General features: G+C 63.6%; 26 protein-coding genes and 4 tRNA genes. 24 read left to right on the top strand and 6 right to left on the bottom strand.

Annotation, left to right across the window (positions count from 1 at the left end; translation table 11 throughout):
- Positions 1–41 precede the first annotated feature (41 nt).
- Complete coding sequence (locus DFR43_RS12385; protein ID WP_211338659.1) at positions 42–4,202, top strand: type I secretion C-terminal target domain-containing protein; 4,161 nt, start codon at positions 42–44, stop codon at positions 4,200–4,202.
- A 66-nt stretch (positions 4,203–4,268) separates the two neighbouring features.
- Here DFR43_RS12385 and DFR43_RS12380 read toward each other — a convergent pair whose 3' ends face one another.
- Both DFR43_RS12380 and DFR43_RS12375 read right to left on the bottom strand, forming a co-directional pair.
- Positions 4,269–6,185 carry a bifunctional diguanylate cyclase/phosphodiesterase gene (locus tag DFR43_RS12380; RefSeq protein WP_133599153.1) on the bottom strand — a complete coding sequence of 639 codons (1,917 nt, stop codon included), beginning with the start codon at positions 6,183–6,185 and terminating at the stop codon, positions 4,269–4,271.
- Positions 6,186–6,222: 37 nt separating this feature from the next.
- Complete coding sequence (locus DFR43_RS12375) at positions 6,223–6,855, bottom strand: transglutaminase-like cysteine peptidase (protein ID WP_133599151.1); 633 nt, start codon at positions 6,853–6,855, stop codon at positions 6,223–6,225.
- 326 nt (positions 6,856–7,181) lie between these two features.
- Here DFR43_RS12375 and DFR43_RS13935 point away from each other — a divergent pair, with 326 nt between their 5' ends.
- Positions 7,182–8,945 (top strand): TolC family outer membrane protein, encoded by a 1,764-nt coding sequence (locus DFR43_RS13935; RefSeq protein ID WP_281276462.1) that lies wholly within the window; start codon positions 7,182–7,184, stop codon positions 8,943–8,945.
- A gap of 62 nt (positions 8,946–9,007) precedes the next feature.
- Here the strand turns inward: DFR43_RS13935 and lipA are convergent, their stop codons facing one another.
- The 3 genes from lipA to DFR43_RS12355 are packed head-to-tail and all read right to left on the bottom strand — an operon-like array spanning position 9,008 to position 10,998.
- On the bottom strand, positions 9,008–9,982 hold the full coding sequence (gene lipA / locus DFR43_RS12365) for a lipoyl synthase (RefSeq protein ID WP_133599146.1): 975 nt from the start codon (positions 9,980–9,982) through the stop codon (positions 9,008–9,010).
- Positions 9,983–10,027: 45 nt separating this feature from the next.
- The gene (gene lipB, locus DFR43_RS12360) at positions 10,028–10,720 is read right to left on the bottom strand and encodes a lipoyl(octanoyl) transferase LipB (protein ID WP_425471098.1); all 693 of its coding nucleotides are present in this window, start codon (positions 10,718–10,720) and stop codon (positions 10,028–10,030) included.
- 2 nt (positions 10,721–10,722) lie between these two features.
- The gene (locus tag DFR43_RS12355; RefSeq protein WP_133599144.1) at positions 10,723–10,998 is read right to left on the bottom strand and encodes an HP0495 family protein; all 276 of its coding nucleotides are present in this window, start codon (positions 10,996–10,998) and stop codon (positions 10,723–10,725) included.
- A gap of 138 nt (positions 10,999–11,136) precedes the next feature.
- Between DFR43_RS12355 and DFR43_RS12350 the strand changes: the two genes are divergently transcribed.
- The 12 genes from DFR43_RS12350 to DFR43_RS13660 all read left to right on the top strand — a co-directional run bounded on the left by DFR43_RS12350 (position 11,137) and on the right by DFR43_RS13660 (position 20,637).
- Positions 11,137–11,667 (top strand): ATP synthase subunit I, encoded by a 531-nt coding sequence (locus DFR43_RS12350; protein ID WP_133599142.1) that lies wholly within the window; start codon positions 11,137–11,139, stop codon positions 11,665–11,667.
- Between the two features lie 35 nt (positions 11,668–11,702).
- On the top strand, positions 11,703–12,608 hold the full coding sequence (gene atpB, locus DFR43_RS12345; protein WP_133599141.1) for a F0F1 ATP synthase subunit A: 906 nt from the start codon (positions 11,703–11,705) through the stop codon (positions 12,606–12,608).
- A gap of 83 nt (positions 12,609–12,691) precedes the next feature.
- On the top strand, positions 12,692–12,940 hold the full coding sequence (gene atpE, locus DFR43_RS12340; protein WP_133599139.1) for a F0F1 ATP synthase subunit C: 249 nt from the start codon (positions 12,692–12,694) through the stop codon (positions 12,938–12,940).
- Positions 12,941–13,046: 106 nt separating this feature from the next.
- Entirely contained in the window at positions 13,047–13,517 is a 471-nt protein-coding gene (locus DFR43_RS12335) for a F0F1 ATP synthase subunit B (RefSeq protein ID WP_133599137.1), read from the top strand.
- 23 nt (positions 13,518–13,540) lie between these two features.
- A complete protein-coding gene (locus DFR43_RS12330; RefSeq protein ID WP_133599135.1) occupies positions 13,541–14,071 on the top strand; it encodes a F0F1 ATP synthase subunit delta in 531 nt (176 codons plus the stop codon).
- A 45-nt stretch (positions 14,072–14,116) separates the two neighbouring features.
- Positions 14,117–15,673: a F0F1 ATP synthase subunit alpha gene (gene atpA, locus DFR43_RS12325; RefSeq protein ID WP_133599132.1), complete on the top strand. Its 1,557-nt coding sequence runs from the start codon at positions 14,117–14,119 to the stop codon at positions 15,671–15,673.
- A gap of 32 nt (positions 15,674–15,705) precedes the next feature.
- Positions 15,706–16,575 carry a F0F1 ATP synthase subunit gamma gene (gene atpG / locus DFR43_RS12320; RefSeq protein ID WP_133599130.1) on the top strand — a complete coding sequence of 290 codons (870 nt, stop codon included), beginning with the start codon at positions 15,706–15,708 and terminating at the stop codon, positions 16,573–16,575.
- A gap of 43 nt (positions 16,576–16,618) precedes the next feature.
- Positions 16,619–18,025 carry a F0F1 ATP synthase subunit beta gene (atpD, locus tag DFR43_RS12315; protein WP_133599129.1) on the top strand — a complete coding sequence of 469 codons (1,407 nt, stop codon included), beginning with the start codon at positions 16,619–16,621 and terminating at the stop codon, positions 18,023–18,025.
- Positions 18,026–18,091: 66 nt separating this feature from the next.
- The gene (locus DFR43_RS12310; protein ID WP_133599126.1) at positions 18,092–18,508 is read left to right on the top strand and encodes a F0F1 ATP synthase subunit epsilon; all 417 of its coding nucleotides are present in this window, start codon (positions 18,092–18,094) and stop codon (positions 18,506–18,508) included.
- Positions 18,509–18,624: 116 nt separating this feature from the next.
- A complete protein-coding gene (locus DFR43_RS12305) occupies positions 18,625–19,062 on the top strand; it encodes a YybH family protein (protein WP_245988923.1) in 438 nt (145 codons plus the stop codon).
- A gap of 8 nt (positions 19,063–19,070) precedes the next feature.
- Positions 19,071–20,096, top strand: coding sequence for a YheT family hydrolase (locus tag DFR43_RS12300; protein ID WP_133599124.1), 1,026 nt, complete (start codon positions 19,071–19,073; stop codon positions 20,094–20,096).
- Positions 20,089–20,637 carry a DUF2946 family protein gene (locus tag DFR43_RS13660; protein ID WP_164499750.1) on the top strand — a complete coding sequence of 183 codons (549 nt, stop codon included), beginning with the start codon at positions 20,089–20,091 and terminating at the stop codon, positions 20,635–20,637. The genes DFR43_RS12300 and DFR43_RS13660 overlap by 8 nt, the downstream gene beginning before the upstream one ends.
- A gap of 45 nt (positions 20,638–20,682) precedes the next feature.
- On the opposite strand, the gene DFR43_RS13655 is transcribed toward DFR43_RS13660, so the two are convergent.
- A complete protein-coding gene (locus DFR43_RS13655; protein WP_164499749.1) occupies positions 20,683–21,186 on the bottom strand; it encodes a c-type cytochrome in 504 nt (167 codons plus the stop codon).
- 139 nt (positions 21,187–21,325) lie between these two features.
- On the opposite strand from DFR43_RS13655, the gene DFR43_RS12290 reads away from it, so the two are divergent.
- The 10 genes from DFR43_RS12290 to DFR43_RS12245 all read left to right on the top strand — a co-directional run.
- Positions 21,326–21,401 (top strand) — tRNA-Arg (locus tag DFR43_RS12290).
- Between the two features lie 309 nt (positions 21,402–21,710).
- Entirely contained in the window at positions 21,711–23,210 is a 1,500-nt protein-coding gene (trpE, locus tag DFR43_RS12285) for an anthranilate synthase component I (RefSeq protein WP_133599122.1), read from the top strand.
- Positions 23,207–23,785: an aminodeoxychorismate/anthranilate synthase component II gene (locus tag DFR43_RS12280; protein ID WP_133599120.1), complete on the top strand. Its 579-nt coding sequence runs from the start codon at positions 23,207–23,209 to the stop codon at positions 23,783–23,785. The genes trpE and DFR43_RS12280 overlap by 4 nt, the downstream gene beginning before the upstream one ends.
- A 26-nt stretch (positions 23,786–23,811) precedes the next feature.
- Complete coding sequence (gene trpD, locus DFR43_RS12275) at positions 23,812–24,858, top strand: anthranilate phosphoribosyltransferase (RefSeq protein WP_133599118.1); 1,047 nt, start codon at positions 23,812–23,814, stop codon at positions 24,856–24,858.
- 13 nt (positions 24,859–24,871) lie between these two features.
- A complete protein-coding gene (trpC, locus tag DFR43_RS12270; protein WP_133599116.1) occupies positions 24,872–25,666 on the top strand; it encodes an indole-3-glycerol phosphate synthase TrpC in 795 nt (264 codons plus the stop codon).
- 29 nt (positions 25,667–25,695) lie between these two features.
- Positions 25,696–26,418, top strand: coding sequence for a uracil-DNA glycosylase (locus tag DFR43_RS12265; RefSeq protein WP_133599200.1), 723 nt, complete (start codon positions 25,696–25,698; stop codon positions 26,416–26,418).
- 31 nt (positions 26,419–26,449) lie between these two features.
- Positions 26,450–26,535: transfer RNA gene (locus tag DFR43_RS12260), tRNA-Tyr, on the top strand.
- Between the two features lie 53 nt (positions 26,536–26,588).
- Positions 26,589–26,662: transfer RNA gene (locus tag DFR43_RS12255), tRNA-Gly, on the top strand.
- A gap of 56 nt (positions 26,663–26,718) precedes the next feature.
- Positions 26,719–26,793: transfer RNA gene (locus DFR43_RS12250), tRNA-Thr, on the top strand.
- Positions 26,794–26,842: 49 nt separating this feature from the next.
- Positions 26,843–26,949, top strand: a 107-nt coding sequence (locus tag DFR43_RS12245) for a GTP-binding protein (RefSeq protein ID WP_208454991.1), incomplete at its 3' end; no start/stop codon positions are given.

Genomic DNA, 26,949 nt, shown 5'->3' with positions numbered 1-26,949 from the left:
AGCTGTTTGCGGTGGTGCAAGGCGAAGGTGGGCCGCAGTACGTGTCGGCCAAGACGCTGGGCGAGCCTGGTGACAACACGGGCTTCCCGTCGACGGGCCAATACGTGGTGCTGGCGGTGGATGCGGATGGCAACCCGCTGTCGACCCAACCTGGCGGCACGGTGACGGTGAATGTGGGCGCCGAAGGCGACACGGCCACGCGCGGATCGGACTATGCGGCGGGCGCGACGATCGTCGCGACGGTGGGCCAGAGCTTCAACATTGCGGTGCTCGACGATGCGCTGGCTGACAGTGGAGAGGTGTTCACGCTGACGCTGGGTGATGACTGGAGTCGTGCGGGCGAATTCGAGGCGGTGGTGTATGACCCCACGCCGGTGGTCACGACGATTGTGGATGCGACGGGGGATGTGCCGGAGGGTGATCCGGACGTGGCCTTCACGCTGCAGCTGTTTGCGGTGGTGCAAGGCGAAGGTGGGCCGCAGTACGTGTCGGCCAAGACGCTGGGCGAGCCTGGTGACAACACGGGCTTCCCGTCGACGGGCCAATACGTGGTGCTGGCGGTGGATGCGGATGGCAACCCGCTGTCGACCCAACCTGGCGGCACGGTGACGGTGAATGTGGGCGCCGAAGGCGACACGGCCACGCGCGGATCGGACTATGCGGCGGGCGCGACGATCGTCGCGACGGTGGGCCAGAGCTTCAACATTGCGGTGCTCGACGATGCGCTGGCTGACAGTGGAGAGGTGTTCACGCTGACGCTGGGTGATGACTGGAGTCGTGCGGGCGAATTCGAGGCGGTGGTGTATGACCCCACGCCGGTGGTCACGACGATTGTGGATGCCGACGTTGCCCCCACCATCGGCAACGCTTCCTCCAACGTTTCCGAAGAGGGGTTCACCCAGTCAACTCATGGGCAGACAGGGATTCCCGACAACACGGGGACGGTAGATAACACCAACTCCGCATCTGCCTCAGGGACTCTGGCTGTCACAGGCAACGGGGCAGCACCTTTGACCGTGGCGCTGTTGCTCACTGGGTTGCCTACGCACTTGGGTAGCACGCCCATCACCTGGGGGCATGACGGCTCCAATCAGGCGGTTTTGATTGGCAAGTCTGGCGCGACCGATGTGATCCGAATCACCCTCAATGGGGGCTCAACCAGTGTGACCACGGGTGCCACTTCTGTCAGCTATCAGGTTGCGCTGTTGGCTCCTGTTGCACACCCGCTCAACAACTTGGAGGATGCACTCAGTTTCAATGTCGGTGTGTCCATCAGTGACGGCGCCAATCCGGCGGCCACCGGCACGATCGCCATCACCATCGAGGACGACATGCCGTTCATCACCAGCGCTCAGAATCTGGTGCTGCAAAACGAGGTTTCATCTGCCACGGGCAGCCTGACCTTTGGCTTTGGTGGCGATGGGCCTGCGGCCTCTGGAGCCCTCCGGATCACCAGTTGGCCCGATCTGGCCGGTGTCACCGAAACCTTGTCTGCCGATGGCAAGACATTGACGGCTACTATTGACGGCAGTGGTACACCGCCCCAGGTGTTCTACACCCTGGTGCTGCATAACGACGGTACTTACACCTTCAATTTGGTGACCCCGCAGCCGACCACGGTATACCAGATTGGCAACCAATTTGGCGCAGGAGGCCCTACCGAGACGATTTCTGTCAATGCCGGCCCCATCAGTGTCACTTTTGATGGTCTGCTCTTCAGCAATACGGGGGGTGTCGGGAGTCCGCAGAATCTGCCCAGCGGTGGCGACGACGATCTCAACCCGAACAATAACGGCTTTGGCATCAAGAATGGCAACCTGGACCACAACGAAGGTTTCAAGGCGGTCATGTCCCAACCGGCCGATGGCCTGACCTTCAGCGTCTATGGGGTGGGGAATGCCAACGTCGCCACCATCGAGTGGGTGGCATACGCTGCCAATGGCACCACAGTGGTCGATTCGGGCACCTTGACCTTGACGGGGCTCAAGGCATCATCCCAAATCGCCAGCATCGAGTCTGACCAGGAGTTCTCTAGCGTCGTGGTCCGCTTTGTTCTGAACGGCAACGACTCGGTTCGCATCCAGGACTTCGGCGTGATCGACCGCGTCACGCCGCCCGATCTTGCACTCGACTTTGCCGTCCGGGCCACAGATTCCGATGGCGACTGGCATGAGGGTGCTTTCAAAGTCAATATCGGTGCCCCACTCACGCCCTCGGCTCCCGATGGGCTGCTGGTGGTGGGCAGCAATGCCTCTGACAACCTGGACTCCACCGGTACGCCGGTGGCGACCGACAACCATGCCGTGCCCCGCGACGGGCAGCCGGATGGTGCCATCATGGGAACTGGCGGTGCCGATGTGCTGGTGGGTGACGTGGGTGGCCGCACGACCAACTTCATCCCCGGCCAGGACTACAACATCGCCTTGGTGCTGGATGTTTCGGGCAGCATGCAGGGCAACCGCCTGACCATCCTGAAGGACGCTATCAACCACCTGGCCGGGCAGCTTGCTGCGCACAGTGGGCACATCAACCTGTCGCTGATCACGTTTTCCGAGAATGCCCAACAACAGATCAGCATCGAGAACTTTGGCCCGACTCACCTCGCCCAGTTGACGAACATTGTCAACGGTTTGGTCGCCGATGGGGCAACAAATTACGAGGCGGCCTTCAACGCCACGGTGAACTGGTTCAATGCCATGGGAAGCCATTCCGCTTTCAGCGGTTACGAGAATCTCACCTTCTTCGTGACCGATGGCGATCCCACGCGGTACATCAACCCCGCAGGCCAAAATGCCGGCCCCGGCAATTCGACGGACTATGCCACGTTCGTGAACTCGGTGCAGGCCTTCCAGCCACTGGGCGCCATCAGCAAAGTCTTTGGCATTGGCGTGGGGGCTGACGTCAACAGCGATTACCTGCGTTTCTTTGACAACACCAGCGCGACAGGCAGTGGAACCGTGTATTTCAACGAGTGGGTGAACATTGCCAATTTCTCCGATGGCGGAACCGTGGGTATCAATAGCCTCGACGGCTGGACGAGGACAGGTGTTGGAGGTGGCTCCATCAGTCTGAACAACCCAACTGGAACGAGAAACGATTACCTGGTTCTACACGATGCCAGGGATTCTGGTGCCCAGCAGCCATCCACCTTCACATCGGTACCGATCGAGGTGGGCGCCGATGGAGGGGTTCGCTTCCAGTACAGGGCCGCCAATAACAACAACGGCGATACCGCTTCATGGCGCTTGCTCGATGCCAATGGAAATGTCGTGCAGCAAGGGAATTTGTCTCGAACGCAAACCAGTTTCACGACGGTTTCGGCGACCGGGTTGTCTGCTGGTGAATATCGCCTGCAGTTCGTGTTGCAAGACAACTCTCAAAACGGCAATTTCGAAATTCGTGTCGATAACATCGCTGTGTTGGGTATGCCTGTCTCCGGTGCCGTCGGTCAGCCACAAATCGTGATGACTGGCAGCGAGTTGACCGCTGCGCTGGTCGGCAGTTCAGAAGAGTCTGTCTTGCTGCCGGTGGGTGACGACCTGATCGAGGGTGGTGATGGCAACGATATTCTGTTTGGCGACGTCCTGAATACGGATGCCTTGAACGCTCAATACGGCTTGGGCTTGCCCGCTGGCTCGGGCTGGCAGGTGTTCCAGAAGCTTGAAGCCGAGCATGGTTGGACCCGCCAGAACACGCTCGACTACATTCGTGCGCATGCAGTAGATCTGTCAGCCGAAGACGGGCGTGCCGGTGGCAATGACACCCTCATCGGCGGCGGCGGCGACGATCTGCTGTTCGGGCAGGCAGGCAATGACACTCTCATCGGTGGTGCAGGCAATGACTATCTGGTGGGTGGCACCGGTGCTGATGTGTTCGTCTGGCGCCTGGCCGACATCGGAACCGAGGCGCAGCCGGCTATTGACACGATTGCCGACTTCAACAAAAACGAAGGCGACAAGATCGACCTGCGTGATCTGCTCAGCGGGGTCGATGAGAGCGATCTCGCGCAACACCTGAGCTTCGGTGTCAACGATGCGGGCAAGGCAATGCTTTCCGTGGATGTCAATGCCAATGGCACGCCAGAGCAGAAGATCGTGTTCGAGAACATGACCCTCGCGCAGCTTCAGACGGCTTTCGGGGCTGCCGACACCGGCGCCGACCTGATTGCCAAGATGAAGCAGAACGGCAACCTCGACGTCTGATTGAGTCGGGTGTTGCCCACCCTTGGAGGAGGCCCTGCGGGGCCTCCTTTTTTGTGCTCCGTGTGCTCAGCGCACCCCCGGCCCCGTGGCACCGTCGAATCCGAGCTGGGCCAACAGCGGCAGGTCGTCCTTGCTTTCCACGCCCAGCGCGATCACGGCAATGCCCAGGGCGTGGGCCATGTTGCACAGCCCTTTGAGGAATTCCTGGTTGCCCGGGTTTTCGCTGATGCCGCGCACATAGGCCGGGTGCACTTTGATGTAGTCCAGCCCCAGGCTGGCGAGTTGGGCGCTTTCGGCAAAGCGTTGGCCGAAGTACTCGATCCCGACCCGGCAGCCCAGCGCCTTCAATGCGCGAGTCAGGTCGCGGAAGGCGTCGAATTGCCGGAACACACCATATTCCGGCACTTCGAACAGCAACCGCTTGCACAGGGCCGGATAACCTTGCAGCAGTTGCAGCAGCTGGTTGCGGAAAGTGAAGTCACCGATGGTTTCGGCCGACAGGTTCACCGCCACGTCGCCCGTGCCTTGCTGCAGGTGCTCGATGGCCAGGCGCACCACGCCCAGGTCGATCGGGGCGGTCAAATTCAGGCTGGCGGCCATGGGCATGAAATCCCCCGCCGACAGCAGTTGCCCAGACGTATCGACCTGCAGGCGGATGACGCCTTCTTGGTGCAGGGGTTGGTCGCCGCCTTCTCGGCGAACCACCGGGTAGAACGCCAAACTGAGCTGCCCACCCGCCACCGCCTCGGTCAGCAGCGTGCGCCACTGTTCGGCCGGCATGCTCAGCTTGGTGGAAGGGGTTTCTTCCGCATGCCAGGTGTTCGGGCCCTTGGCACGGGCTTTGGCCAGGGCCTCGTCGGCGCGGGTCATCAGGTCACCAATGCTCTGGTTGCGTTCGTAACCCACGGCCGCCAGGTGGAACAGGTCCGGGAATTCCGGTTCCCAGTGTGGGAGCCAATCACGGCACAACCGCTCGTAAATGTCCCGGGCCGCTTCAGTGGGGGACGCATACGTCGGGCAGACCACTGCGAATTCGCCACCCTTGACGCGCCCGGCCCGTTGCCCGGGGTGCTCGTCGCCACTGTGGAACAGCACGTCGGCGAGTTCGCGCAACAACTGGTCGGCGCGCTGATGGCCGAGCTTGGCATTGAGTTCATTGAGGTAGGCCAGCCGCACCAGCACCAGGCTGCCCACCGACCCATGCATTTCGCCAGTGAGCACTTCCCGCAACTGCGACATGAAGTATTCCCGGTTGGCGATGCCGGTCACCGGGTCGCGGTTGACCTTCTTGCGCAAGCTTTCCAGGCGGCTGGACTCCTCGGCAAACATGGCCTTGAGGCGTTCGACCATCGCGTTCATGGCCTGTGCCACGGCGCGCAGTTCGGGGGTGCGGGGCTCAGGCACGGTGAGAAAGCGCCGCTCGGCAATAGCCTGGGCCTGATCCACCACGTCGCGCAGAGGCCGGGTGATCACGCGAATGGCCAGCGTGCCGAGTACGCCGGTGAGCACGCTGCCCAGCACGAACCACGCCAGCAGTTCCAGCGTGCCTTCCCAGAGGCTTTTGTACACGTACTGCTCATGGCTGGCCAGTGTGATGGTCCCGAACTGCTTCCAGCCGTCCATGATCTGGGCTTGCCCTGGGTCGGCTTGGATGGGGATCAGGTTGGCGAACCAGCGCGGGGCCCCGTAAAGCTCCCCCTCATACACCCGCTCCACCAGTGTCTCCCCTGTGGGTGAAACGACCCGGATGAACCGATAGTGGCCCGCGTCGAATTGCGCGGCCACTTGCAACTCCACGGTCACCGGGTCTTTGTCGAGTTGGGTCAGCGACAACGCCAGAGATGTCGCATTGTCGATGTTCTTGACCTGCAACTGCTGTTCCAGGTAGCTGCGTGCCGACAGCACGCTGACCACCAGGCTGCCGCCGAAGGCCACGGTCATCACGACCACGATGGCGATCCACAACTGCTTGACGAGTGACATCTTCAGAACCCCTTGGGTGAAATGGCCGGGCCGTGCTTCACAGCCCTTCCTTGGACATGCGTTCCAGCATCTCGCGCCAGCGCGACAGGCGTGCCGTCGGGTCGCCCGAAGACTGTTGCTGCCCGGCCACCCACAGCCCCTGGCTGTTGAAGCTGAACACCGGGGTGAGATCGGTGCGCCGTGAGGCCGGGCGCACGCTGGAGATCAGGTTGTCGAGGATGAGCGGCTCGCCAGTCGGGTCCTCGTAGTAGCCCAGCACCATGTGGGCTTCGGTCAGGGCGCCAGCGGTTCGGGCGCGCACATAAATCATCCGCAGCCGCTCGTTGGGCACGCCCAGCAATTTGAGCGTGACGTATTTGGCGATGGAATAGTCCTCGCAGTCGCCCATGCCCCGTCCCATGAATTCGAGCGGCGTGGCCCAATAATCGTTTTGTCCCCAGACCTGGGAATCCAGTGCATACAGGATGCGCCGGTTGAAAAAGGTATTGACCAAATTGAGCTGCTGTTCCACGGGCTGGTCCCGGGCTTCCTCCATCATCCGGCGCCATGCAGTCACCGTCTCGGCAGCGGTGGGGCCGTAGCGTTCCTGGGCCAGGCGCTGCATCAAATCCAGATTGGGGGCCGCACCCGACAGCCCGATGGCCAACAGGGCCGCCAGCCACCATCCCATCCAGCGCCGGGATGCAAGCCGAAGATTTGAACAGGCCCCGAATTTCACGACGATGGCGGCGAAAAGTGGGCGGAAGTGTGGTATGGAACGCAACGGTCAAAATGATCGTAACGATAATTTGTCGGAAAGTCCCACAAAAACCCCAACTTCCGCTAGGATGCTTTCCAGCATAACGCATAAATGCGTCGTGCTGCCTTTTCTGTTCAAGTAAGTCTTGCGTGCCGGGAAGCCTGGTGCGCCATGTAAGGGCCATCATGAAAAACAACGCTTTGAGGACGGTCGCTCTTGCGGCCTTGGTGTGCAGCGGAGGGTTACAAGCGCAAACCTTGCCCCAACCCCTGATCGACGCCATTCGCACCGCCATCACCACCAACCCGGAGGTGCAGGCGCGCTGGTACAACTTCACGGCGGCCGAGGCCGAGCGTGATGCCGCCAAGGCCGGTTGGCGGCCTCAAGTCGACCTGACTTACGGCGTTGGCCGCGAAATCAACCGCTCACCGGGCGGAGTGAGTACCGGCTGGTACTCCCGTCATGGCGGGACGCTGACGCTCAACCAGGTGCTCTTCGACGGCATGTTCACCCGCAACGAAGTCCAGCGGTTGGATTACGCCAAGCTCGTGCGGTATTACGAGTTGCTGGAGGCGGCCGAAGGCATTGCCCTGGAAGCCGTGCGTGCCTATGTGGACGTGGCGCGTTATTCCGCGCTCGTGGAAGAGGCCAAGCTGAACTTCGTCGAACACAAAGTGCTGGCCCAGCAGATCGAGGAGCGTACCCAGGCCGGGGTGAGTCGTCGGGTGGACAACGATCAGGCCGTGGGCCGTCTGGCACTGGCCGAGTCGAATCTGCTGACCGAAATCTCCAATCTCCACGATGTCAGCGCCCGCTATCAGCGCATCATGGGCGCCTTGCCGCCCAGCACCCTGCCGCCGTTGCGCGAAGGCATCAAGCTCCAGGGCATCCCCGCCTCCATGAAAGAGGCGATGGAGCAGGGCCTGCCCAACAGCCCCACGATCAATGCGGCCTACGAGAACGTCCGCTCCACCCGTTCGCAGATCGAAACCCGCAAAGCGGGGTACTGGCCACGCGTGGATTTCCGCATTCGTCAGTCCTGGGGGCACAACATCGACAACGTCAGCGGCCGCACCCGTGACACGGTGGCCGAAGTGATCATGAATTACAACCTCTACCGTGGCGGCGCCGACCAGGCTCGTGAACGGCAGGCGGTGGAACAGAATTTCCAGGCTCGCGAACTGCAGGAAAAAGCCTGCCGCGACGTGCGTCAGACCCTCACCATTGCCTACAACGATGTGGTGCGTTTGAACGAGCAACTCGGGTATTTGGATCAGCACCGTCTCTCGACCGAGGTGGCGCGTGAGGCCTACCGACAGCAGTTTGACATTGGCCAGCGTACCCTGTTGGACTTGCTCGACACCCAGAATGAGTACTTCGAGGCCAGCCGCGCCTATATCAATGCCCAGTACAACGAGTTCCTGGCGCAGGCACGCACCCTGGCGGCCATGGGCCGGCTGACTACCTCGCTCGGAGTCAGCCGCGAAGGGCAGCCCACGCTGGAAGACGTGGGGCAGGACCGCGGGCTGCTGCCGCCCGAAGAGCTGTGTCCGTTCGAAGCGCCGATCGCGTTGGAAATCGACAAGGCCAAAGCGGTGGCCGAGGCCCCGGTGCGAGCACGCCCTGCACCGGCTCCCGCGCCCGAGGCCCCGGCTGCCACGCCGGCACCTGCACCCGAGAAGGTCACCTTCTCCTCCGATGCGTTGTTCGACTTTGACAGCGCCGTGCTCAAGCCCGAGGGGCGCCGAAGCCTCGACGAACTCATCACGCGCATCAAGGCCATCGATCTGGAGGTGGTCATCGCCGTGGGGCACACCGACGGCATCGGTTCCGATGCCTACAACCAGCGCCTGTCGCTGCGGCGCGCCGAAGCCGTGAAGGCCTACATGGTCAATCAGGGGGTGCCGGCCGATCGCGTTCGCACCGAGGGCCGCGGCAAGGCCGAGCCTGTGGCCAGTAACGCCACCGCTGAAGGCCGGGCTCGCAACCGCCGCGTCGAAGTGACGGTGGTGCCGCGCTGACATCCAGGGAGCGGCCGACCGCTCCCGCCGCTCCTCGCGCCTGACTGGCGGTGCGGAGCGGGTCAGCCGGCCACGCCGGCCGCGTGGGCTTGTTGGTCGGCGTGGTAAGAGCTGCGCACCATCGCCCCCACGGCCGCATGGGTGAAGCCCATTTCGTAGGCCCGGGCTTCGAACATTTTGAACGTGTCGGGGTGGACGTAGCGCCGCACCGGCAGGTGGTGTCCGCTGGGGGCGAGATACTGGCCGATGGTCAGCATGTCGATGTCGTGCGCGCGCATGTCGCGCATCACTTCGAGAATTTCCTCGTCCGTCTCGCCCAGGCCCACCATCAAGCCGCTCTTGGTGGGAATGTGGGGGAACAGCGCCTTGAATTTTTTCAGCAGATTGAGGCTGAAGCGGTAGTCGGAGCCTGGGCGTGCCTCCTTGTACAGGCGTGGCACGGTTTCCAGGTTGTGATTCATCACGTCAGGCGGGGCGGCTTTGAGGATTTCCAGCGCCCGGTCGTCGCGCCCGCGGAAATCGGGCACCAGCACCTCGATGCGCGTTTGCGGCGAAAGCTCGCGGGTTTTTTGGATGCAGGCCACGAAATGGCCAGCGCCGCCGTCGCGCAAGTCGTCGCGGTCCACGCTGGTGATGACGACGTAGCGCAGTTTCAAGGCGGCAATGGTCTTGGCCAGGTTCTCGGGCTCGTCGGGGTCGAGCGGGTCGGGTCGGCCGTGGCCCACGTCGCAAAACGGGCAGCGCCGCGTGCATTTGTCACCCATGATCATGAAGGTGGCCGTGCCTTTGCCGAAGCATTCGCCGATGTTGGGGCAGGACGCTTCTTCGCACACCGTCACGAGCTTGTTGGCCCGCAGAATCTCTTTGATCTCGTAAAAACGGGTCGTCGGCGAGCCGGCCTTGACGCGAATCCAGTCCGGCTTTTTCAAGGGTTCGGCCGGCACGATTTTGATCGGGATGCGGGCCGTCTTGGCCTGGCTTTTTTGTTTCACCGTCGGGTCGTAGGCCGTGGCGGCAGGGGGCGTGGGCTGGTTCATGGCGCAAAGGGGTCTGGAGTGCCTGTGGGGCAGGGTGGCGTGGGCTCAGGGCGTCAGGCGGCGCGCCAGTTCCTGGCTCAGCACCTCGGCCACGGTGGCGGTGTCGGTCGTCACCCCGATTGTAGAAAGGTCCACCGTCCGCAGCCCGGGGTGGCCGCAGGGGTTGATGCGCGAGTAGGGTTCCAGGTCCATGGCCACGTTGAGCGCCAGGCCGTGATAGGTGCAATGGCGGTGGACCTTGATGCCCAGGGCGCTGATTTTGCCCAGGCCCGCAAACGGATCGCCCCCCGGACGCGGGCCGGTCAGGGCGGCGTGGTCGAACGGGTCGCTCAACCGCACATAGATGCCGGGGGCGCCCGCGACGCGATGCCCGGTTACGCCAAAATGCGTCAGGGTCCGAATCACCGCCTCTTCGAGTCGGTACACATACGCTTTGACGTAATACCCGGCGCGCTGCAGATCGATCAGCGGATAGGCCACCACCTGACCGGGCCCGTGGTACGTGACCTGACCACCGCGGTTGGTGGACACCACGGGGATGTCGCCGGGCGCGAGAAGATGCTCCGGCTTGCCCGCGAGCCCTTGGGTGAAGACCGGCGGGTGCTCGCACAGCCACAACTCGTCGGGCGTGTGGGCCTCGCGCTCGGCGGTGAAGCGCTGCATGGCGGCGTAGGTGGCCGCGTAATCCACGCGCCCCAAGTCGCGCCGCTGCAAAGCGGGGGCAAGCGATGGCGCCACGGTCACAGCACGTACTTCACCATGGGGTGGGTCGTGAGCGTGCGGTACAGCTCATCGAGCTGCTCGCGGCTGGTCACCCGCACCGTGATGGTCAGGCCCAGATAGTTGCCGCCCCGGCTCGGGCGGTGTTCCACGGTGGCCGCGTCGAAATCCGGGTCGAACTGCCGCGCCACATGCACGATGGCCTGGGCAAAGCCCTCCACATGGGCGCCCATGACCTTGATGGGGAAGTGGCATGGGTACTCGATCAATGATGGCTCGGGGGGGATGGCATTCATGGTTGAATTATCCTGCTGGCGCGCGGCGCTGGGAGTTCTTGACGGGCCATCGGGGTTTCTACGTATAATCAGTGGATTTGCTGGACCCGCAAGGGTGCGGGCGGGCGTGTAACCGGAATGACATTCGAGGCCGTGACAATGACGCAGCAGCCATCGTCGCCTCAGACCCAGGACGGCACGCGCGAACGCCGCGATCCTTGGGAAGATGAGGCAAATATCGAGGATTTCAAGCCCCTGACGCCTGAAGAGGCGAAAGAGTGGCGGGCGCGTCAGCCCGAAGTGTCGGTCTGGCGGGTGGTGGTGTGGCAGTCGGTGCTGCTGGCGCTGGTCACGCTGGTGGCGGCGCTGGGCTTCGAGGCGTCGTCGGTGGCGTGGTCGGTGCTCTATGGCGGGCTGTGCATCTTGTTGCCCACGGCGTTGATGGCCTACGGCCTGACGTCGAGCGCCTGGACCCGCTGGCGAGGGTCGTCGCGGTCGAAGTCGGCTGGGGCGTCGCTGGTGGGAATGTTTGTTTGGGAAGGGATCAAGATCCTGCTGGCGCTGGCCATGATGTGGCTGGCCCCGCGCTTCGTCCCGGACCTGAGCTGGCTAGGCCTGTTGGTCGGGCTGGTGGTGGTGCTGAAGGCGTACTGGCTGGCTTTCTGGCTGGGGCGCAGTCGGTCGCAGTGAACGGTGTTTTGACTTTTTGACGGGCAGAATCAACTATGGCAACTGAAGGCGCAGGGCCTACCCCAGGCGAATACATCCGGCACCACCTCGGTCACCTGGCGACCGACAAGCAAACGCAGATCGTCGACTTTTCCATCGTCAACATCGACTCGGTGGTCGTCAGCATCGTGCTCGGCATCCTCGTGTGCTGGTTTCTGTACTCGGCCGCCCGTCGGGCCACGGCCGGCGTGCCGGGGCGATTCCAGGCATTCGTCGAGATGCTGGTCGAGATGGTGGACAACCAGGCCAAGTCTGTGATTCACAATGCCAACAGCCGCAAGGTCATCGCCCCCATGGCGCTGGTCGTGTTCTGCTGGGTGTTCATGATGAACTTCATGGACCTGATTCCGGTCGATCTCATCCCCTTCATCTGGGCGCACGGCATTCCCTTTGTCCACGATCACAACGACTCCGGCCTCCATGCCTTCTTTGGCATGAAGGACTACATGCGCGTCGTGCCCACGGCCGACCTGTCCACCACGCTGGGCCTGTCGGTATCGGTGCTGGCCATGTGCATCTACTACAACATCAAGATCAAAGGGTTGGGTGGCTGGGCGCATGAATTGGTGACTGCGCCGTTTGGTACCTCCCGCAACCCCCTGCTGGCCATCCCGCTGGGTGTGGTGAACTTTTCGATGCAAATGATCGAGTTCGTGGCGAAGACGGTTTCGCACGGCATGCGGTTGTTTGGCAACTTGTTTGCGGGTGAACTGGTTTTCATGCTGATTGCGTTGCTGGGTGGCTATGCCGCCTTCACGCTCAGCGGTGGCCTGCTGTTCCTCGGGCACCTGATCGCCGGCACGGTGTGGGCCATCTTCCACATCCTGGTCATTACCTTGCAGGCATTCATCTTCATGATGCTGGCCCTGATCTATCTTGGGCAGGCGCATGATGCGCACTGAGTTGGGCGGCCTTGAGGCCGTCTGGCGACCGTGTGAATCTTTCTCTTTTGTAACCTTCCTCCAACTTCACTAAAGGAATCACCATGGAAAACGTTCTGGGTCTCGTTGCTCTGGCTTGCGGTCTGATCGTCGCGCTGGGTGCCGTTGGCGCATCCATCGGCATTGCCATCATGGGTGGCAAATACCTGGAGTCCTCTGCCCGTCAACCCGAGCTGATGAACGACCTGCAGACCAAGATGTTCATCCTGGCGGGTCTGATCGATGCTGCGTTCCTGATCGGCGTGGCCGTGGCTCTGCTGTTCGCGTTCGCCAACCCCTTCGTGATCGCCTGATAGCCCTGACTTGAGGAAGGTGGCGCCCCGCCCGTGCGGCGCGGGGCGCACGCCCAAGTTGCCGCGTCCTCCCCCAACTCCCGAAAACACACAGAAAGGTGTTGCGATGAATCTCAATGCAACCCTCTTTGCGCAAGCCATCGTCTTTGCGATTCTGGTGTGGTTCACGATGAAGTTCGTGTGGCCGCCTATCGCCAAGGCCCTGGATGAGCGTGCGCAAAAGATTTCCGAAGGCCTGGCCGCTGCCGAAAAAGCCAAGGTCGAACTGGCTGTGGCCAACAAGCGCGTCGAAGAAGAGTTGAGCAAGTCGCGCAACGAGTCTGCTGCCCGTCTGGCCGATGCCGAGCGCCGCGCCCAGCAAATCATCGAAGACGCCAAGGCACGCGCCAACGAAGAGGCGGCCAAGATCATTGCTGCAGCCAAGGCCGATGCCGAGCAGCAGATGTTCCAGGCCCGTGAAGCCCTGCGTGAGCAGGTGGCCAACCTGGCGGTCAAGGGCGCCGAGCAAATCCTTCAGCGCGAAGTCAACGCCGGCGTGCATGCCGAGCTGTTGAGCCGCCTGAAGACCGAACTCTGATTCCGCGCACAAAAGGTTGACCCATGGCCGAAATCGCCACCATCGCACGACCCTACGCCGAAGCGCTGTTCAAGGCCGCCCGGGCCGATGCCCCTGCCGCAGCCCAATGGCTCGATGAGCTGGCTGCCATCGCCGGCAACGAGCAGTTGCTCCAGTTTGCCGACAACCCCAAAGTCACGCCGGACCAAGTGTTTGAGGTGATCGTGGGGGTGACCAAGCAGACGCTGCCCGACATGGGCCGCAACTTTCTGCGCACCGTGATCGACAACGGTCGCGTGGCAGTGCTGCCCGAGATCGCTCGGCAGTTCCGCAGTCTGATGAACGCCCAGCAGGGCAGCTCCGATGCCGTGGTGTACAGCGCCTATGACATCGACGCCGCTGGCCTGGCCGATTTGGCCGGCGTTCTTGAAAAGCGTTTCGGTCGCAAGCTCAACCTCCAAGTTGTGCTGCAGCCCGAACTCATCGGCGGCGTGCGTGTGGTGGTGGGCGACGAGGTGCTGGACACCTCCATCAAAGCCCGCCTGGAACAAATGAGAGTGGCCCTGACGGCTTGAGCCGCGGTGTGTCCCCGTCACCAATGACGAAAGAAGGTAAGAGTCATGCAACTCAATCCCGCAGAAATTTCTGAACTGATCAAGTCCCGCATCGAAGGCTTGGCCCCCTCTGCCGATGTGCGCAACCAGGGCACCGTCGTGTCCGTGACCGATGGCATCTGCCGCATTCACGGTTTGTCCGACGTGATGCAGGGCGAAATGCTCGAATTCCCGGCCACCAAAGAGGGTCAGCCCACTTTCGGTCTGGCGCTGAACCTGGAGCGCGACTCCGTCGGTGCCGTGATTCTGGGCGAGTACGAACACATTTCCGAAGGCGACACGGTCAAGTGCACTGGCCGCATTCTGGAAGTGCCAGTGGGCCCCGAGCTGATCGGCCGCGTGGTCGATGCGCTGGGCCGCCCGATCGACGGCAAGGGCCCGATCAACGCCAAGATGACCGACGTGGTCGAGAAAGTGGCCCCGGGCGTGATCGCCCGCAAATCGGTGGACCAGCCGGTGCAGACGGGTCTGAAGGCCATCGACTCCATGGTGCCGATTGGCCGCGGCCAGCGCGAGCTGATCATCGGAGACCGCCAGACCGGCAAGACCGCGGTGGCCATCGACACCATCATCAACCAGAAGGGTCAGGACATGATCTGTATCTACGTCGCCATCGGCCAGAAGGCGTCGTCGATCAAGAACGTGGTTCGCGCCCTCGAACAGCATGGCGCCATGGACTACACCATCGTGGTGGCGGCCTCGGCTTCCGAATCGGCTGCCATGCAGTACCTGTCGGCCTATTCGGGCTGCACCATGGGCGAGTACTTCCGCGACCGCGGCCAGGACGCCCTGATCATTTATGACGACCTCTCCAAGCAGGCCGTGGCTTACCGCCAGGTGTCGCTGCTGCTGCGCCGTCCGCCGGGCCGCGAAGCCTTCCCGGGCGACATTTTCTATCTCCACAGCCGCCTGCTGGAGCGCGCCGCGCGCGTGAATGCCGACTACGTCGAGGCCTTCACCAAGGGCGAAGTCAAGGGCAAGACCGGTTCGCTGACCGCGCTGCCCATCATCGAGACGCAAGCCGGTGACGTGTCGGCTTTCGTGCCGACCAACGTGATTTCGATCACCGACGGCCAGATCTTCCTGGAGACCAACCTGTTCAACGCCGGCATCCGTCCCGCCATCAACGCGGGCATCTCGGTGTCGCGCGTCGGTGGCGCGGCCCAGACCAAGCTCATCAAGAGCCTGTCTGGTGGCATCCGGACCGACCTGGCCCAGTACCGCGAGCTGGCGGCCTTCGCGCAGTTCGCTTCCGATCTGGATGAGGCCACCCGCAAGCAGCTCGACCGCGGCGCCCGCGTGACCGAGCTGCTCAAGCAGCCGCAATACAGCCCGCTGCCCATCAGCCTGATGGCCGCTTCGCTGTACGCCGCCAACAAAGGCTATCTGGACGACATCGACGTCAAGAAGGTGCTGGCCTTCGAAGCCGGGCTGCATGGCTACCTGAAGGACAAGCACGCCGCCCTGCTGGCCAAGCTGGAGGCCGACAAGGCCATGGACAAGGATGCCGAAGCCCAATTGAACGCGGCGATTGCCGAGTTCAAGAAGACCGGCACCTACTGATGCGGTCGCTGGCGACCAGATAAGGAGCATCAATGGCAGCAGGCAAGGAAATACGCGGCAAGATCAAATCGGTGGAAAACACCAAGAAGATCACCAAAGCCATGGAAATGGTGGCCGCCTCCAAGATGCGCAAGGCGCAGGACCGCATGCGCATGGCCCGGCCGTACAGCGAGAAGGTGCGCCAGATCGCTGCCAACCTCAGCCGCGCCAATCCGGAGTATCGGCACCCCTTCATGGTGACCAACGACGACGCCAAGGTGGCGGGGATGATCGTGGTCACGACCGACAAGGGGCTGTGCGGTGGCATGAACACCAACGTGCTGCGCGTGGTGACCAATCAGCTCAAGGAACTGCAGGCCAAGGGGCAGACCGCCGAAGTGGTCGCCATTGGCAACAAGGGCCTGGGCTTCATGAACCGCGTGGGTGCCAAGGTGGTCTCGCATGTCACTGGCCTGGGCGACACGCCGCACCTGGAGAAGCTGATCGGACCCGTCAAGGTGCTGCTGGATGCTTACAGCGAAGGTCGCATCAACGCGGTGTACCTGTGCTACACCAAGTTCATCAACACGATGAAGCAGGAAGCGGTGATCCAGCAGTTGCTGCCGCTGTCCGCCCAGGATCTGGAAGAGGGCGAGGCGGGTCACGACTGGGATTACATCTACGAGCCCGACGCCCAGACCGTCATCGACGAGTTGTTGGTGCGCTACATCGAATCGCAGGTGTATCAGGCGGTGGCCGAGAACATGGCGTCGGAGCAGTCCGCGCGCATGGTGGCCATGAAAGCGGCGACCGACAATGCCGGCAACGTGATCAACGAGCTCAAGCTGGTCTACAACAAGACCCGCCAAGCCGGCATCACCAAGGAACTGTCGGAAATCGTTGCAGGCGCCGCGGCCGTGTGAGGTCGGGGACTCGAAGTCTTAAAGTATTTTGAAGGTATCAATCATGGCTCAAGCTCAAGGCAAGATTGTTCAGTGTATCGGCGCCGTGGTGGACGTGGAGTTTCCGCGCGACCAGATGCCCCGCGTGTACGACGCGCTGAAAATGGAAGGTTCTGCACTGACCCTGGAAGTGCAGCAGCAACTCGGTGACGGCGTGGTCCGCACCATCGCCCTCGGCTCGTCCGACGGCCTGCGTCGCGGCATGACCGTGACCAACACCAACGCCCCCATCACCGTGCCCGTGGGCAAGGCCACGCTGGGCCGCATCATGGACGTGCTGGGCCAGCCGATCGACGAGCGCGGCCCCATCGACCAGACGCTGACGGCTTCCATCCACCAGAAGGCCCCCAAGTACGACGAGCTCTCCCCGTCCACCGAATTGCTCGAAACCGGCATCAAGGTGATCGACCTGATCTGCCCGTTCGCCAAGGGCGGCAAGGTGGGCCTGTTCGGTGGCGCCGGCGTGGGCAAGACCGTCAACATGATGGAGCTGATCAACAACATCGCCAAGGCGCACTCGGGTCTGTCGGTGTTCGCCGGCGTGGGCGAGCGCACCCGCGAGGGCAACGACTTCTACCACGAGATGATGGAATCCAAGGTGGTCGTCTCCGACAACCTGGGCGAATCCAAAGTGGCCATGGTGTACGGCCAGATGAACGAGCCGCCGGGTAACCGCCTGCGCGTGGCGCTGACCGGCCTGACTATCGCCGAATCGTTCCGCGACGAAGGCCGTGACGTGCTGTTTTTCGTGGACAACATCTACCGTTACACCCTGGCCGGTACCGAAGTGTCTGCGCTGCTGGGCCGTATGCCCTCCGCCGTGGGCTACCAGCCCACGCTGGCCGAGGAAATGGGTCGTCTGCAGGAGCGCATCACCTCCACCAAGGTCGGCTCCATCACCTCCATCCAGGCCGTGTACGTGCCGGCCGATGACCTGACCGACCCGTCGCCGGCCACCACCTTCGCCCACCTGGACTCCACCGTGGTGCTGTCGCGTGACATTGCCGCGCTGGGTATCTACCCCGCCGTGGACCCGTTGGATTCCACGTCCCGTCAGTTGGACCCGCTGGTGGTGGGCGAGGAGCACTATCAGGTGGCCCGCGCCGTTCAGGGCACGCTGCAGCGCTACAAGGAACTGCGCGACATCATCGCCATTCTGGGCATGGACGAACTGGCCCCCGAGGACAAGCTGGCCGTGGCCCGCGCCCGCAAGATCCAGCGCTTCCTGTCGCAGCCGTTCCACGTGGCCGAGGTGTTCACCGGCGCGCCCGGCAAGTACGTGCCGCTGTCCGAGACCATCCGTGGCTTCAAGATGATCGTCAATGGCGAATGCGACCACCTGCCCGAGCAGGCGTTCTACATGGTCGGCACCATCGACGAAGCCTTCGAGAAAGCCAAGAAGTTGGCCTGATGTGCCGGGCCGCTCTGCCCACAGGGCGGCTCCAGGCCGATGACCAACTTTTGACAAGGAGTAGAGATGAGCACGATACAAGTCGAGGTGGTGAGCGCGGAAGAGTCCATCTTCAGCGGCCCGGCCAAGTTTGTCGCGCTGCCGGGTGAAGCCGGGGAACTCGGCATTCTGCCGGGGCATATTCCGCTGATCACTCGCATCAAGCCCGGTGCGGTGCGCATCGAGAAGGCCGACGGGGGCGAAGAATTCGTGTTCGTCGCCGGCGGCATTCTGGAGGTGCAGCCGCGGGTGGTGACGGTGCTGAGCGACACCGCCATCCGAGGCAAGGATCTGGATGAAGCCAAGGCCAACGAGGCCCGCAAGGCCGCCGAAGAAGCCATGAAGAACGCCAAGAGCGATGTGGATCTCGCCAAGGCCACGTCGGAACTGGCCGTGATGGCTGCGCAGATCGCTGCCTTGCGCAAGTACCGCCAAAAGCGGTGATGGCGCACGGCCGCGGCAGTGATCGGCCGTGACATGGCTCGCGAAACCGCCTGCTTGCAGGCGGTTTTCGTTTGGGGGCCGTGACAGCGCCGGCCAGCCGCAGGCACAATGTGCGCATGAATCCCTCCATGCCGACTCCGGCCTCTCCCGATGCGGTGGAGCAGGCGTTCTATGAAGCGATGCAGCAAGGCCGCCTGGACGCGCTGATGGCTTGTTGGATCGACGAGGAAGACCCGGTGTGCGTCCACCCGGGTGGGCCGAGGCTGGTCGGGCTGGGCGCCATAGCCGAGTCGTTCGGCGCCATGTTCGAGCATGGCGCCATCGCTGTGCAAGCCGAGCGCGTGCACCAGGCCTTGTTCCAGGGCGTGGCGGTGCACAGCGTGCTGGAAACCGTCACGCTGGCCACGGATGACGGCGTGTTGGCGGCGCGCATCCTGGCCACCAATGTGTATGTGCTGACGGCGGCGGGCTGGAAAATGGCGGTTCATCATGCCAGCCCTGCACCCACGGCCGAAGTGGCCCAGGCACCCGCCGGTAAGCGAACGTTGCACTGAGGATGGCGATGGATGAACTGAGCCCTGCGCCCTGGTGGCTGCCCGGCGGGGATTTGCAGACCATCGCGCCGGCCCTCTGGGGGCGGCATGTGGGCGGGCTGCCCGTTTTGCAGCGTGAGCGTTGGGACACCCCTGATGCGGACTTCATCGATGTCGATCGGTATGTGCCGCACCGCCCGACAGACCGGCGCGCCCCCCCGGCGCTGGTGCTGTTTCATGGCCTCGAAGGAGGATCGGGGAGCCATTATGCCCGGGCGTTCGCCCGGCAGGCCTCGGCCAGGGGCTGGCGCTTGTGGCTACCCCATTTCCGAGGCTGCTCTGGGGAAATCAATCGGGCGCCCCGCGCCTACCACTCGGGGGATTTCGAGGAAATCGACTGGATTTTGCGGCGCGTGCGCGCCGCCGTCGGGCCTGACGCCGTCTTGATGGCCGCGGGGGTCTCGTTGGGGGGCAACGCACTGTTGCGCTGGGGGCAGGAAGCCGGTGGGCATGCTTCAACGCTGGTGAGCGCCTTGGCCGCCATTTCCGCGCCGCTGGACTTGATGGCCGCAGGGCATGCCATCGATCGAGGGCTGAACCGCCAAATATACGCGCGCATGTTTTTGCGCACGATGAAACGCAAGGCCCGACTGAAATGGGCCCAATTCCCTGGCTTGTTCGATCTGCCCCGGGCCTTGGGTGCCAAGACGCTGCGCGAATTCGACCATGTGTTCACCGCGCCGCTGCACGGTTTCGCCGGGGTGGACGACTATTGGCGGCGGGCGTCGGCCAAGCCGGGGCTGAGAGACGTGCGGCTGCCCACGTTGGTGCTCAATGCGCGCAACGACCCTTTCGTGCCGGCGCACAGCCTGCCGCGTGTCGTGGAGGTGCCCGACCATGTGGTGCTGTGGCAGCCAGCGCAGGGCGGCCATGTCGGCTTTGCCGTGCGGCGGGGGGCATCGGGCTTGCGGGGAGCGGCTCCCTGGCGTGGCGACGCCATGCCTCAGGCCGTGTGCGACTGGCTGGCCAGTGCCGCAGGAGTGGAGCATGGATGACATCGTCAAGGCGGCCATGGCCAAATGGCCGAACGTGCCGGATTGCTACGGCTGGCTGGGCTTGGATGCCCGGGGGCGCTGGTGGATGCGCGACGAGCAGGTCCAGCGGGCGGGCCCTTTTGCCGGACCGGGCGCCCATGCGCAGAGCCGGGGCAGCGAGTTGCGTCACGACAAACTGATCGCCTTCATCCACCGCAATTACGGTTGCGACGGCGCCGGTCAATGGTATTTCCAGAATGGTCCCCAGCGGGTGTATGTCGAGTTGGAGCGTCTGCCGTGGGTCTGGCGGCTCGATGACGAAGGGCAAGTGCGCGCCCACACCGGGCAGAAGGCCCAGGCGCAGCATGCCTGGGTGGACGAAGACGGCTGGCTGTATTTGCAGACCGACCTGGGTTGGGGCAACGTCCACAGCCAGGACATGGAACGGGCGGCCCGTTGTCTGGAGGCTGGGCGTTGGCCGCTGGCGGAATTGCCTTGGCAGGAGGTGCTGCGGCGCAGCGGCTGCGTGCCCAGCCCTTGGCAGGCACGGCAGCGGGCATGAAAAAGCCCGCGACGCGGCGGGCTTGGGGGGTGGTGTAGAGCGGTGTTACTCGGCCGGCGCGGGCTGAGCCGGCTCTTCGAAGTTGCCGCCCGCCGAGTTCACCAGGAACACCACGGCGCGGGCGATTTCCAGGTCTTCGAAGGCGCCACCGCCTTGCGCGCCCATGGCCCCTTTGCCTTCCAGCGCCGATTTGACCAGGTTGTCCAGCCCTGTGCCCAGGCGAGCCGACCAGTCGGCGGCGGCGCCAAACTTCGGCGCGCCGACGAGGCCGGCATCGTGGCAGGCCGCGCACTGAGCGCGATAGACCGACTCGCCGTTTTGCAGCACCCGATTGGCATCGCGCAGCTCCACCGACCCCACGCGCTGGATGCGAATGGCGGTGGCCAGCTCAGAGTTGTCCGTGCCGGGCGAGGGCTTGTCGCCCTTGGTCACGAAGAACACCAGGCCGATGATCAAGAACACCGGCGCCACGAAGGAAAAAAACGCCGTCCAGAACAGTTGCTTCGGGGTCTTGATGGGACCGGTGTGGGAGTCGTGCGCGTCGCTCATGAAAATCCTCTGGGTGCAGTATGCCGATGAGATAGGGTGCTGTGGCCCGCCTGATGCGCTCAGGAAGTCGCCAATTATAGACTGCCTACCTCACTGGCCCTGCAGAGGCGCTGCGGCCTGTTAGAATGGCGGTTGGTCAGCGACTGTAGCTCAGTGGATAGAGTATCGGCCTCCGAAGCCGAGGGTCGTGGGTTCGATCCCCGCCAGTCGCGCCAGTCACCGCTATCGCCATTTCGGCATCATCACTTCGGTACACCACGGCGGTTCGCCTGCCACGCACATCGCGTCGAAGCCCCATCCGGCTTTGCTACACTGTGGGCATGTTCATTCCTGTTGGTACGCTCTCTGCGCGCCTGGCCGTCTTCTGCGGCCGGGGGGCATGGCCCTGGCGTAAGCCAGCCAGCGCCTATTGACCATCCCCCGTTGCGCACCCGCCTCGGGTGCAAGGTGCCCCGCCGTGCGGCGAAGGGCCTGTGTTGGAATGAACGCTCCGCCGAGTCGGAGCCGAGCTGCAGGAGGCTCATGTGATCACCGAACTCGAATTCAAAAGCCTGGCCGGCCAAGGCTACAACCGCATCCCGCTCATGGTCGAGGCGTTTGCGGACCTCGAAACCCCACTGTCCTTGTACCTGAAGCTGGCCCACAGCAAGGATGGCGGGCGCCACAGCTTTTTGCTGGAATCGGTCGTGGGGGGCGAGCGCTTCGGCCGCTACAGTTTCATCGGATTGCCCGCACGCACCTGGCTGCGTGCCAGTGGGTTTGGGCCGCAAGCCCGCACCGAGGTGGTGCGCGATGGCGTGGTCGTGGAAGCCCACGAAGGCAATCCACTGGATTTCATCGCCGCGTATCAGCGGCGCTTCAAGGTGGCCTTGCGTCCTGGACTGCCGCGTTTCTGTGGCGGGCTGGCGGGGTACTTCGGCTACGACACGGTGCGCCACATCGAGAAAAAGCTGCAAGACACCTGCCCGCCCGACACCCTGGGCTGCCCCGATATCCTGCTGCTGCAAACCGAGGAGCTGGCCGTCATCGACAACCTCTCGGGCAAGCTCTACCTCATCGTCTATGCCGACCCGGCGCAGCCCGAAGCCTATACCGCCGCCAAGAAGCGTTTGCGCGAGCTCAAGGAGCAGCTCAAGTACTCGGTCAGCGCGCCCATTGTCAAGCCCGGTGAAAGCCATCCGGAGCAGCGGGAATTCGCCAAGGCGGATTTTCTGAAGGCTGTGGAACGGGCCAAGGCGCTGATTGCTGCGGGTGATTTCATGCAGGTGCAGGTGGGGCAGCGCATCAGCAAGCGCTACCAGGCCTCGCCGTTGAGCCTGTACCGGGCGCTGCGTTCGCTCAACCCCAGCCCCTACATGTACTACTACCACTTTGGGGACTTCCAGGTGGTCGGGGCATCGCCCGAAATTCTGGTGCGGCACGAGCACACCGACGAGGGGGAAAAGGTCACCATCCGGCCCTTGGCCGGCACCCGCCCGCGTGGCGCCACCCCCGAAAAGGACAAGGCCGCCGAGCAGGAGCTGGTCAACGACCCGAAGGAGCGCGCCGAGCATGTCATGCTGATCGATTTGGCGCGCAACGACATCGGGCGCATCGCGCAGATCGGCTCGGTGCAAGTGACCGAGGCGTTCGTGGTGGAGCGCTACAGCCACGTGATGCACATCGTCAGCAATGTCGAGGGCTTGCTGCGCCCAGGGATGACGAACATGGACGTGCTCAAGGCGACTTTTCCGGCCGGAACGCTCACGGGGGCGCCCAAGGTGCACGCGATGGAGCTGATCGACCAGCTGGAGCCCACCAAGCGCGGCTTGTATGGCGGCGCGGTCGGGTATTTGAGCTATGCCGGCGACATGGACCTGGCCATTGCCATTCGCACCGGCATCGTCAAGGACGGCACGCTGTACGTGCAAGCCGCTGCCGGCGTGGTGGCCGATTCGGTGCCCGAGATGGAGTGGCGCGAAACCGAACACAAGGCCCGCGCACTGCTGCGCGCCAGCGAACTGGTGGAGGAGGGGCTGGAATGAGCCGGATCAAAGTGCTGATGGTGGACAACTACGACTCGTTCACCTACAACATCGTGCAGTATTTGGGCGAGCTGGGGGCCGAGGTGGAGGTCTTCCGCAACGACGAGATCACCGTCGAAGGCATTGCCGCTCGTGCGCCCGATCGGCTGGTGATTTCGCCCGGGCCGTGTTCGCCGGCCGAGGCCGGCATCTCGATCGCGGCCATTCAACACTTCGCGGGCAAGCTCCCGATTTTGGGGGTGTGCCTGGGGCATCAGAGCATCGGCGCGGCCTTCGGTGGCCACATTGTGCGGGCGCAGGCGCTCATGCACGGCAAGACCAGCGTGATCACCACCACGCAGGAAGGCGTATTTGCCGGCCTGCCGCGGCAGTTCACCGTCAATCGCTACCACTCGCTGGCCATCGAGCGCGCCACTTGCCCCGAGGTGCTGCAAATCACCGCCTGGACGGACGATGGCGAGATCATGGGCGTGCGCCACCGTGAGCTGGCGGTTCAAGGGGTGCAGTTCCACCCCGAGTCCATCCTCACCGAGCATGGCCATGCCATGTTGAAGAATTTTCTCGAACAGGCCTGATGCGCAGGCCGCCCCAGGAGACGACCATGCCCCAACGCCACGTGATCACGCCACAGGAAGCCCTGCAGCGCACCATCGAGCACCGCGAGATCTTCCATGACGAGATGCTGCACCTCATGCGCCTCATCATGAGCGGCGAGCTGTCGCCCGTCATGACGGCGGCCCTCATCACCGGGCTGCGCGTCAAGAAAGAGACGATCGGTGAAATCACTGCCGCCGCGCAAGTGATGCGTGAGTTTTCCACCAAGGTGCCAGTGACGGATCGCACCCATTTGGTGGACATCGTCGGCACGGGTGGCGATGGCTCGCACACCTTCAACATCTCCACCTGTGCCATGTTCGTGGCCGCTGCCGCCGGCGCCAAAGTCAGCAAGCACGGCGGGCGCAGCGTCTCCAGCAAATCCGGCAGCGCCGACGTGTTGGAAAACCTCGGCGTCAACATCCACCTCAAGCCCGAGCAGATCGCGGCTTGCATCGAGCAAACCGGCATCGGCTTCATGTTTGCGCCCAACCACCACCCGGCCATGAAGAACGTGGCGCCGGTGCGCAAAGAGCTGGGCATCAAGACCATCTTCAACATCCTGGGGCCGCTGACCAACCCAGCCGGCGCCCCCAACATCCTGATGGGCGTGTTCCATCCCGACTTGGTGGGCATCCAGGTGCGGGCCTTGCAGCGACTCGGCACCGAACACGCCGTGGTGGTCTATGGCAAGGACGGCATGGACGAGGTCAGCCTCGGGGCGGGCACCATGGTGGGCGAGTTGTTGCACGGCGAGATCACCGAGTACGAAATCCACCCCGAAGACTTCGGCCTGACCATGGCCAGCAACCGGGCGCTGAAGGTCGAAACGCCCGAGGAGTCGCGCGCCATGCTGCTCGGCGTGCTCGACAATCAGCCCGGTCCGGCGCGCGACATCGTGGTGCTCAACGCGGGCGTGGCGCTGTATGCCGCCAATGTGGCGGCCTCCATGGAGGCCGGCATCCAGTTGGCCGACCGGGCCCTGTCCAGCGGCGCGGCCAAGGCCAAGCTGGAGCAGTTCATCACCACGGCGCATGCGCTGTCGGCTGCCTGATGGGGCGAAGGCGATGAGCGACATCCTGCAAAACATCGTGGCCACCAAGCGCGAAGAGGTCGCCGCCGCCCAGCGGCGCGTGTCCCTGGCCGCCATGCGCCAGGACGCCGAATCCCGGCTGCTGACGCGCGACTTCGTGGGCGCCTTGCGTCAGCGCGTGGCGCAAGGCCAGCCCGCGGTGATCGCCGAAATCAAGAAAGCCAGCCCCTCCAAGGGCGTGATCCGGGAGGACTTCGTGCCTGCCGACATCGCGCAGCGCTATGCCGAGCACGGAGCGGCCTGTCTGTCGGTGCTGACCGATCGGCAATACTTCCAGGGCAGCCCCGACTACCTCAAGCAGGCGCGCGCCTCGTGCGAGCTGCCTGTGCTGCGCAAAGATTTCATGGTGGACCCCTACCAGGTCTATGAGGCCCGTGCGATGGGGGCAGACTGCATCCTGCTCATTGCTGCATGCCTGGACGACGCCCAGATGGCCGATCTGGAGGCCTTGGCGCTGGGCTTGGACATGGCGGTGTTGGTCGAGGTGCATGACCGCGACGAGTTGCTGCGCGCGCTGAAGCTGAAAACCCCGCTGGTGGGCATCAACAACCGCAATCTGCGCACGTTCGAAGTCTCGCTCGACACCACGCTGAGCCTGTTGCCCGACGTGCCGGCCGATCGCCTGCTGGTCACCGAAAGCGGCATCCTGGCGCCCGCCGACGTGGCGCGGATGCGCCAGGCTGGCGTGCATGCCTTTCTGGTGGGCGAAGCCTTCATGCGCGCCCCCGACCCCGGCGTGGCGCTGGCGCGCCTGTTTGGCGAGGCGTGAGCGCGCGCACGTCCGGCCTGTGGGGCGACATGGCCGCGCCAGATGAGCCGGTGGGCGGTCTGGCCGATTGGGCGCCCGAGGCGTGGCCGCTGGCGCCCGACTGGCAGCCGATCTGGCAGCGTTTTCTGGCCAGCGCTGCGGGTCAGCGGGTCGCGCAGCGGGTGCGCGAGCGCCTGTCGGCCGGCGCCTGCATCTATCCGTCGCAGCCTTTGCGTGCGCTGGCGCTGACGCCGCTGGCCCATACCCGTGTGGTGATTCTCGGGCAAGACCCCTACCACGGCGCCGGTCAGGCCGAGGGGCTTGCATTTTCGGTGCCGGCGGGGCAGAAGGCGCCGCCCTCGCTGCGCAACATCCATGCCGAACTACAGCGCACGCACGGGCGCATGCCGCGCACGGGCAGCCTGCAGGGCTGGGCGCGGCAAGGGGTGTTGCTGCTCAACACCACCCTCACCGTGGAAGACGGGCGGCCCGCCAGCCATGCGCACTGGGGTTGGGAAGCGTTCACCGATGCGATCATCGCGCACTGCGCCGAGCACGGTTCACCCAAGGCCTTTCTGCTATGGGGGGCGCACGCCCAAAGCAAGCGCGCGCTCATCGACGCACAGCGGCACCTCGTGTTGCAAGCCAACCACCCCTCGCCGCTGTCGGCCCGGCGGCCGCCCCTGCCCTTCATCGGTTGCGGGCATTTCGAGACGGTGGACCGCTGGTTGAGTGGGCGTGGTGAAAAAACCATCGACTGGTTTGCCGAATGACAAAAAATCGTGGCATAATCTGTGGCTCGCCGGAGGGGTGCCCGAGTGGTTAAAGGGGGCAGACTGTAAATCTGTTGGCTGACGCCTACGCTGGTTCGAATCCAGCCTCCTCCACCAGCGAAACTGAAGTTGAGCGGACTTTCGGTCCGTGTCAGGCCGGTTGGCAAGATGCGGGAGTAGTTCAATGGTAGAACCCCAGCCTTCCAAGCTGATGACGCGGGTTCGATTCCCGTCTCCCGCTCCAGCTACGGTTTCGAAGGTTGCGGCAACGTTTTGATTGGCAGTCGCCAGACTGTTCAAGCCCATGTGGCTCAGTGGTAGAGCACTCCCTTGGTAAGGGAGAGGTCGGCAGTTCGATCCTGCCCATGGGCACCATCCAATGGTGTGTTTGTAATTTCGGCAATTTTCAAATCGGAGCTGAAAAATGGCAAAGGAAAAATTCGAGCGGACCAAGCCGCACGTGAACGTGGGCACCATTGGTCACGTGGACCACGGCAAGACGACGCTGACGGCTGCCATCACCACCGTGCT

Source organism: Tepidicella xavieri (assembly GCF_004363315.1).
GTDB lineage: Bacteria > Pseudomonadota > Gammaproteobacteria > Burkholderiales > Burkholderiaceae_C > Tepidicella > Tepidicella xavieri.
This window is presented reverse-complemented; position numbering and strand designations above follow the sequence as displayed.

Bases quoted from the DNA above. Each gene is read 5' to 3' on its own strand.
- DFR43_RS12350 (WP_133599142.1), top strand. From the start codon at position 11,137: ATGACGCAGCAGCCATCGTCGCCTCAGACCCAGGACGGCACGCGCGAA.
- DFR43_RS12300 (WP_133599124.1), top strand. From the start codon at position 19,071: ATGGATGAACTGAGCCCTGCGCCCTGGTGGCTGCCCGGCGGGGATTTG.
- trpC (WP_133599116.1), top strand. From the start codon at position 24,872: ATGAGCGACATCCTGCAAAACATCGTGGCCACCAAGCGCGAAGAGGTC.
- atpD (WP_133599129.1), top strand. From the start codon at position 16,619: ATGGCTCAAGCTCAAGGCAAGATTGTTCAGTGTATCGGCGCCGTGGTG.
- trpD (WP_133599118.1), top strand. From the start codon at position 23,812: ATGCCCCAACGCCACGTGATCACGCCACAGGAAGCCCTGCAGCGCACC.
- DFR43_RS12380 (WP_133599153.1), bottom strand. From the start codon at position 6,185: ATGTCACTCGTCAAGCAGTTGTGGATCGCCATCGTGGTCGTGATGACC.
- DFR43_RS12310 (WP_133599126.1), top strand. From the start codon at position 18,092: ATGAGCACGATACAAGTCGAGGTGGTGAGCGCGGAAGAGTCCATCTTC.
- atpB (WP_133599141.1), top strand. From the start codon at position 11,703: ATGGCAACTGAAGGCGCAGGGCCTACCCCAGGCGAATACATCCGGCAC.
- atpG (WP_133599130.1), top strand. From the start codon at position 15,706: ATGGCAGCAGGCAAGGAAATACGCGGCAAGATCAAATCGGTGGAAAAC.
- DFR43_RS13655 (WP_164499749.1), bottom strand. From the start codon at position 21,186: ATGAGCGACGCGCACGACTCCCACACCGGTCCCATCAAGACCCCGAAG.
- atpA (WP_133599132.1), top strand. From the start codon at position 14,117: ATGCAACTCAATCCCGCAGAAATTTCTGAACTGATCAAGTCCCGCATC.
- DFR43_RS12375 (WP_133599151.1), bottom strand. From the start codon at position 6,855: ATGGGATGGTGGCTGGCGGCCCTGTTGGCCATCGGGCTGTCGGGTGCG.
- DFR43_RS13660 (WP_164499750.1), top strand. From the start codon at position 20,089: ATGGATGACATCGTCAAGGCGGCCATGGCCAAATGGCCGAACGTGCCG.
- DFR43_RS12265 (WP_133599200.1), top strand. From the start codon at position 25,696: ATGGCCGCGCCAGATGAGCCGGTGGGCGGTCTGGCCGATTGGGCGCCC.
- lipA (WP_133599146.1), bottom strand. From the start codon at position 9,982: ATGAACCAGCCCACGCCCCCTGCCGCCACGGCCTACGACCCGACGGTG.
- DFR43_RS12330 (WP_133599135.1), top strand. From the start codon at position 13,541: ATGGCCGAAATCGCCACCATCGCACGACCCTACGCCGAAGCGCTGTTC.
- DFR43_RS12280 (WP_133599120.1), top strand. From the start codon at position 23,207: ATGAGCCGGATCAAAGTGCTGATGGTGGACAACTACGACTCGTTCACC.
- atpE (WP_133599139.1), top strand. From the start codon at position 12,692: ATGGAAAACGTTCTGGGTCTCGTTGCTCTGGCTTGCGGTCTGATCGTC.
- DFR43_RS12335 (WP_133599137.1), top strand. From the start codon at position 13,047: ATGAATCTCAATGCAACCCTCTTTGCGCAAGCCATCGTCTTTGCGATT.
- DFR43_RS12305 (WP_245988923.1), top strand. From the start codon at position 18,625: ATGAATCCCTCCATGCCGACTCCGGCCTCTCCCGATGCGGTGGAGCAG.
- DFR43_RS12355 (WP_133599144.1), bottom strand. From the start codon at position 10,998: ATGAATGCCATCCCCCCCGAGCCATCATTGATCGAGTACCCATGCCAC.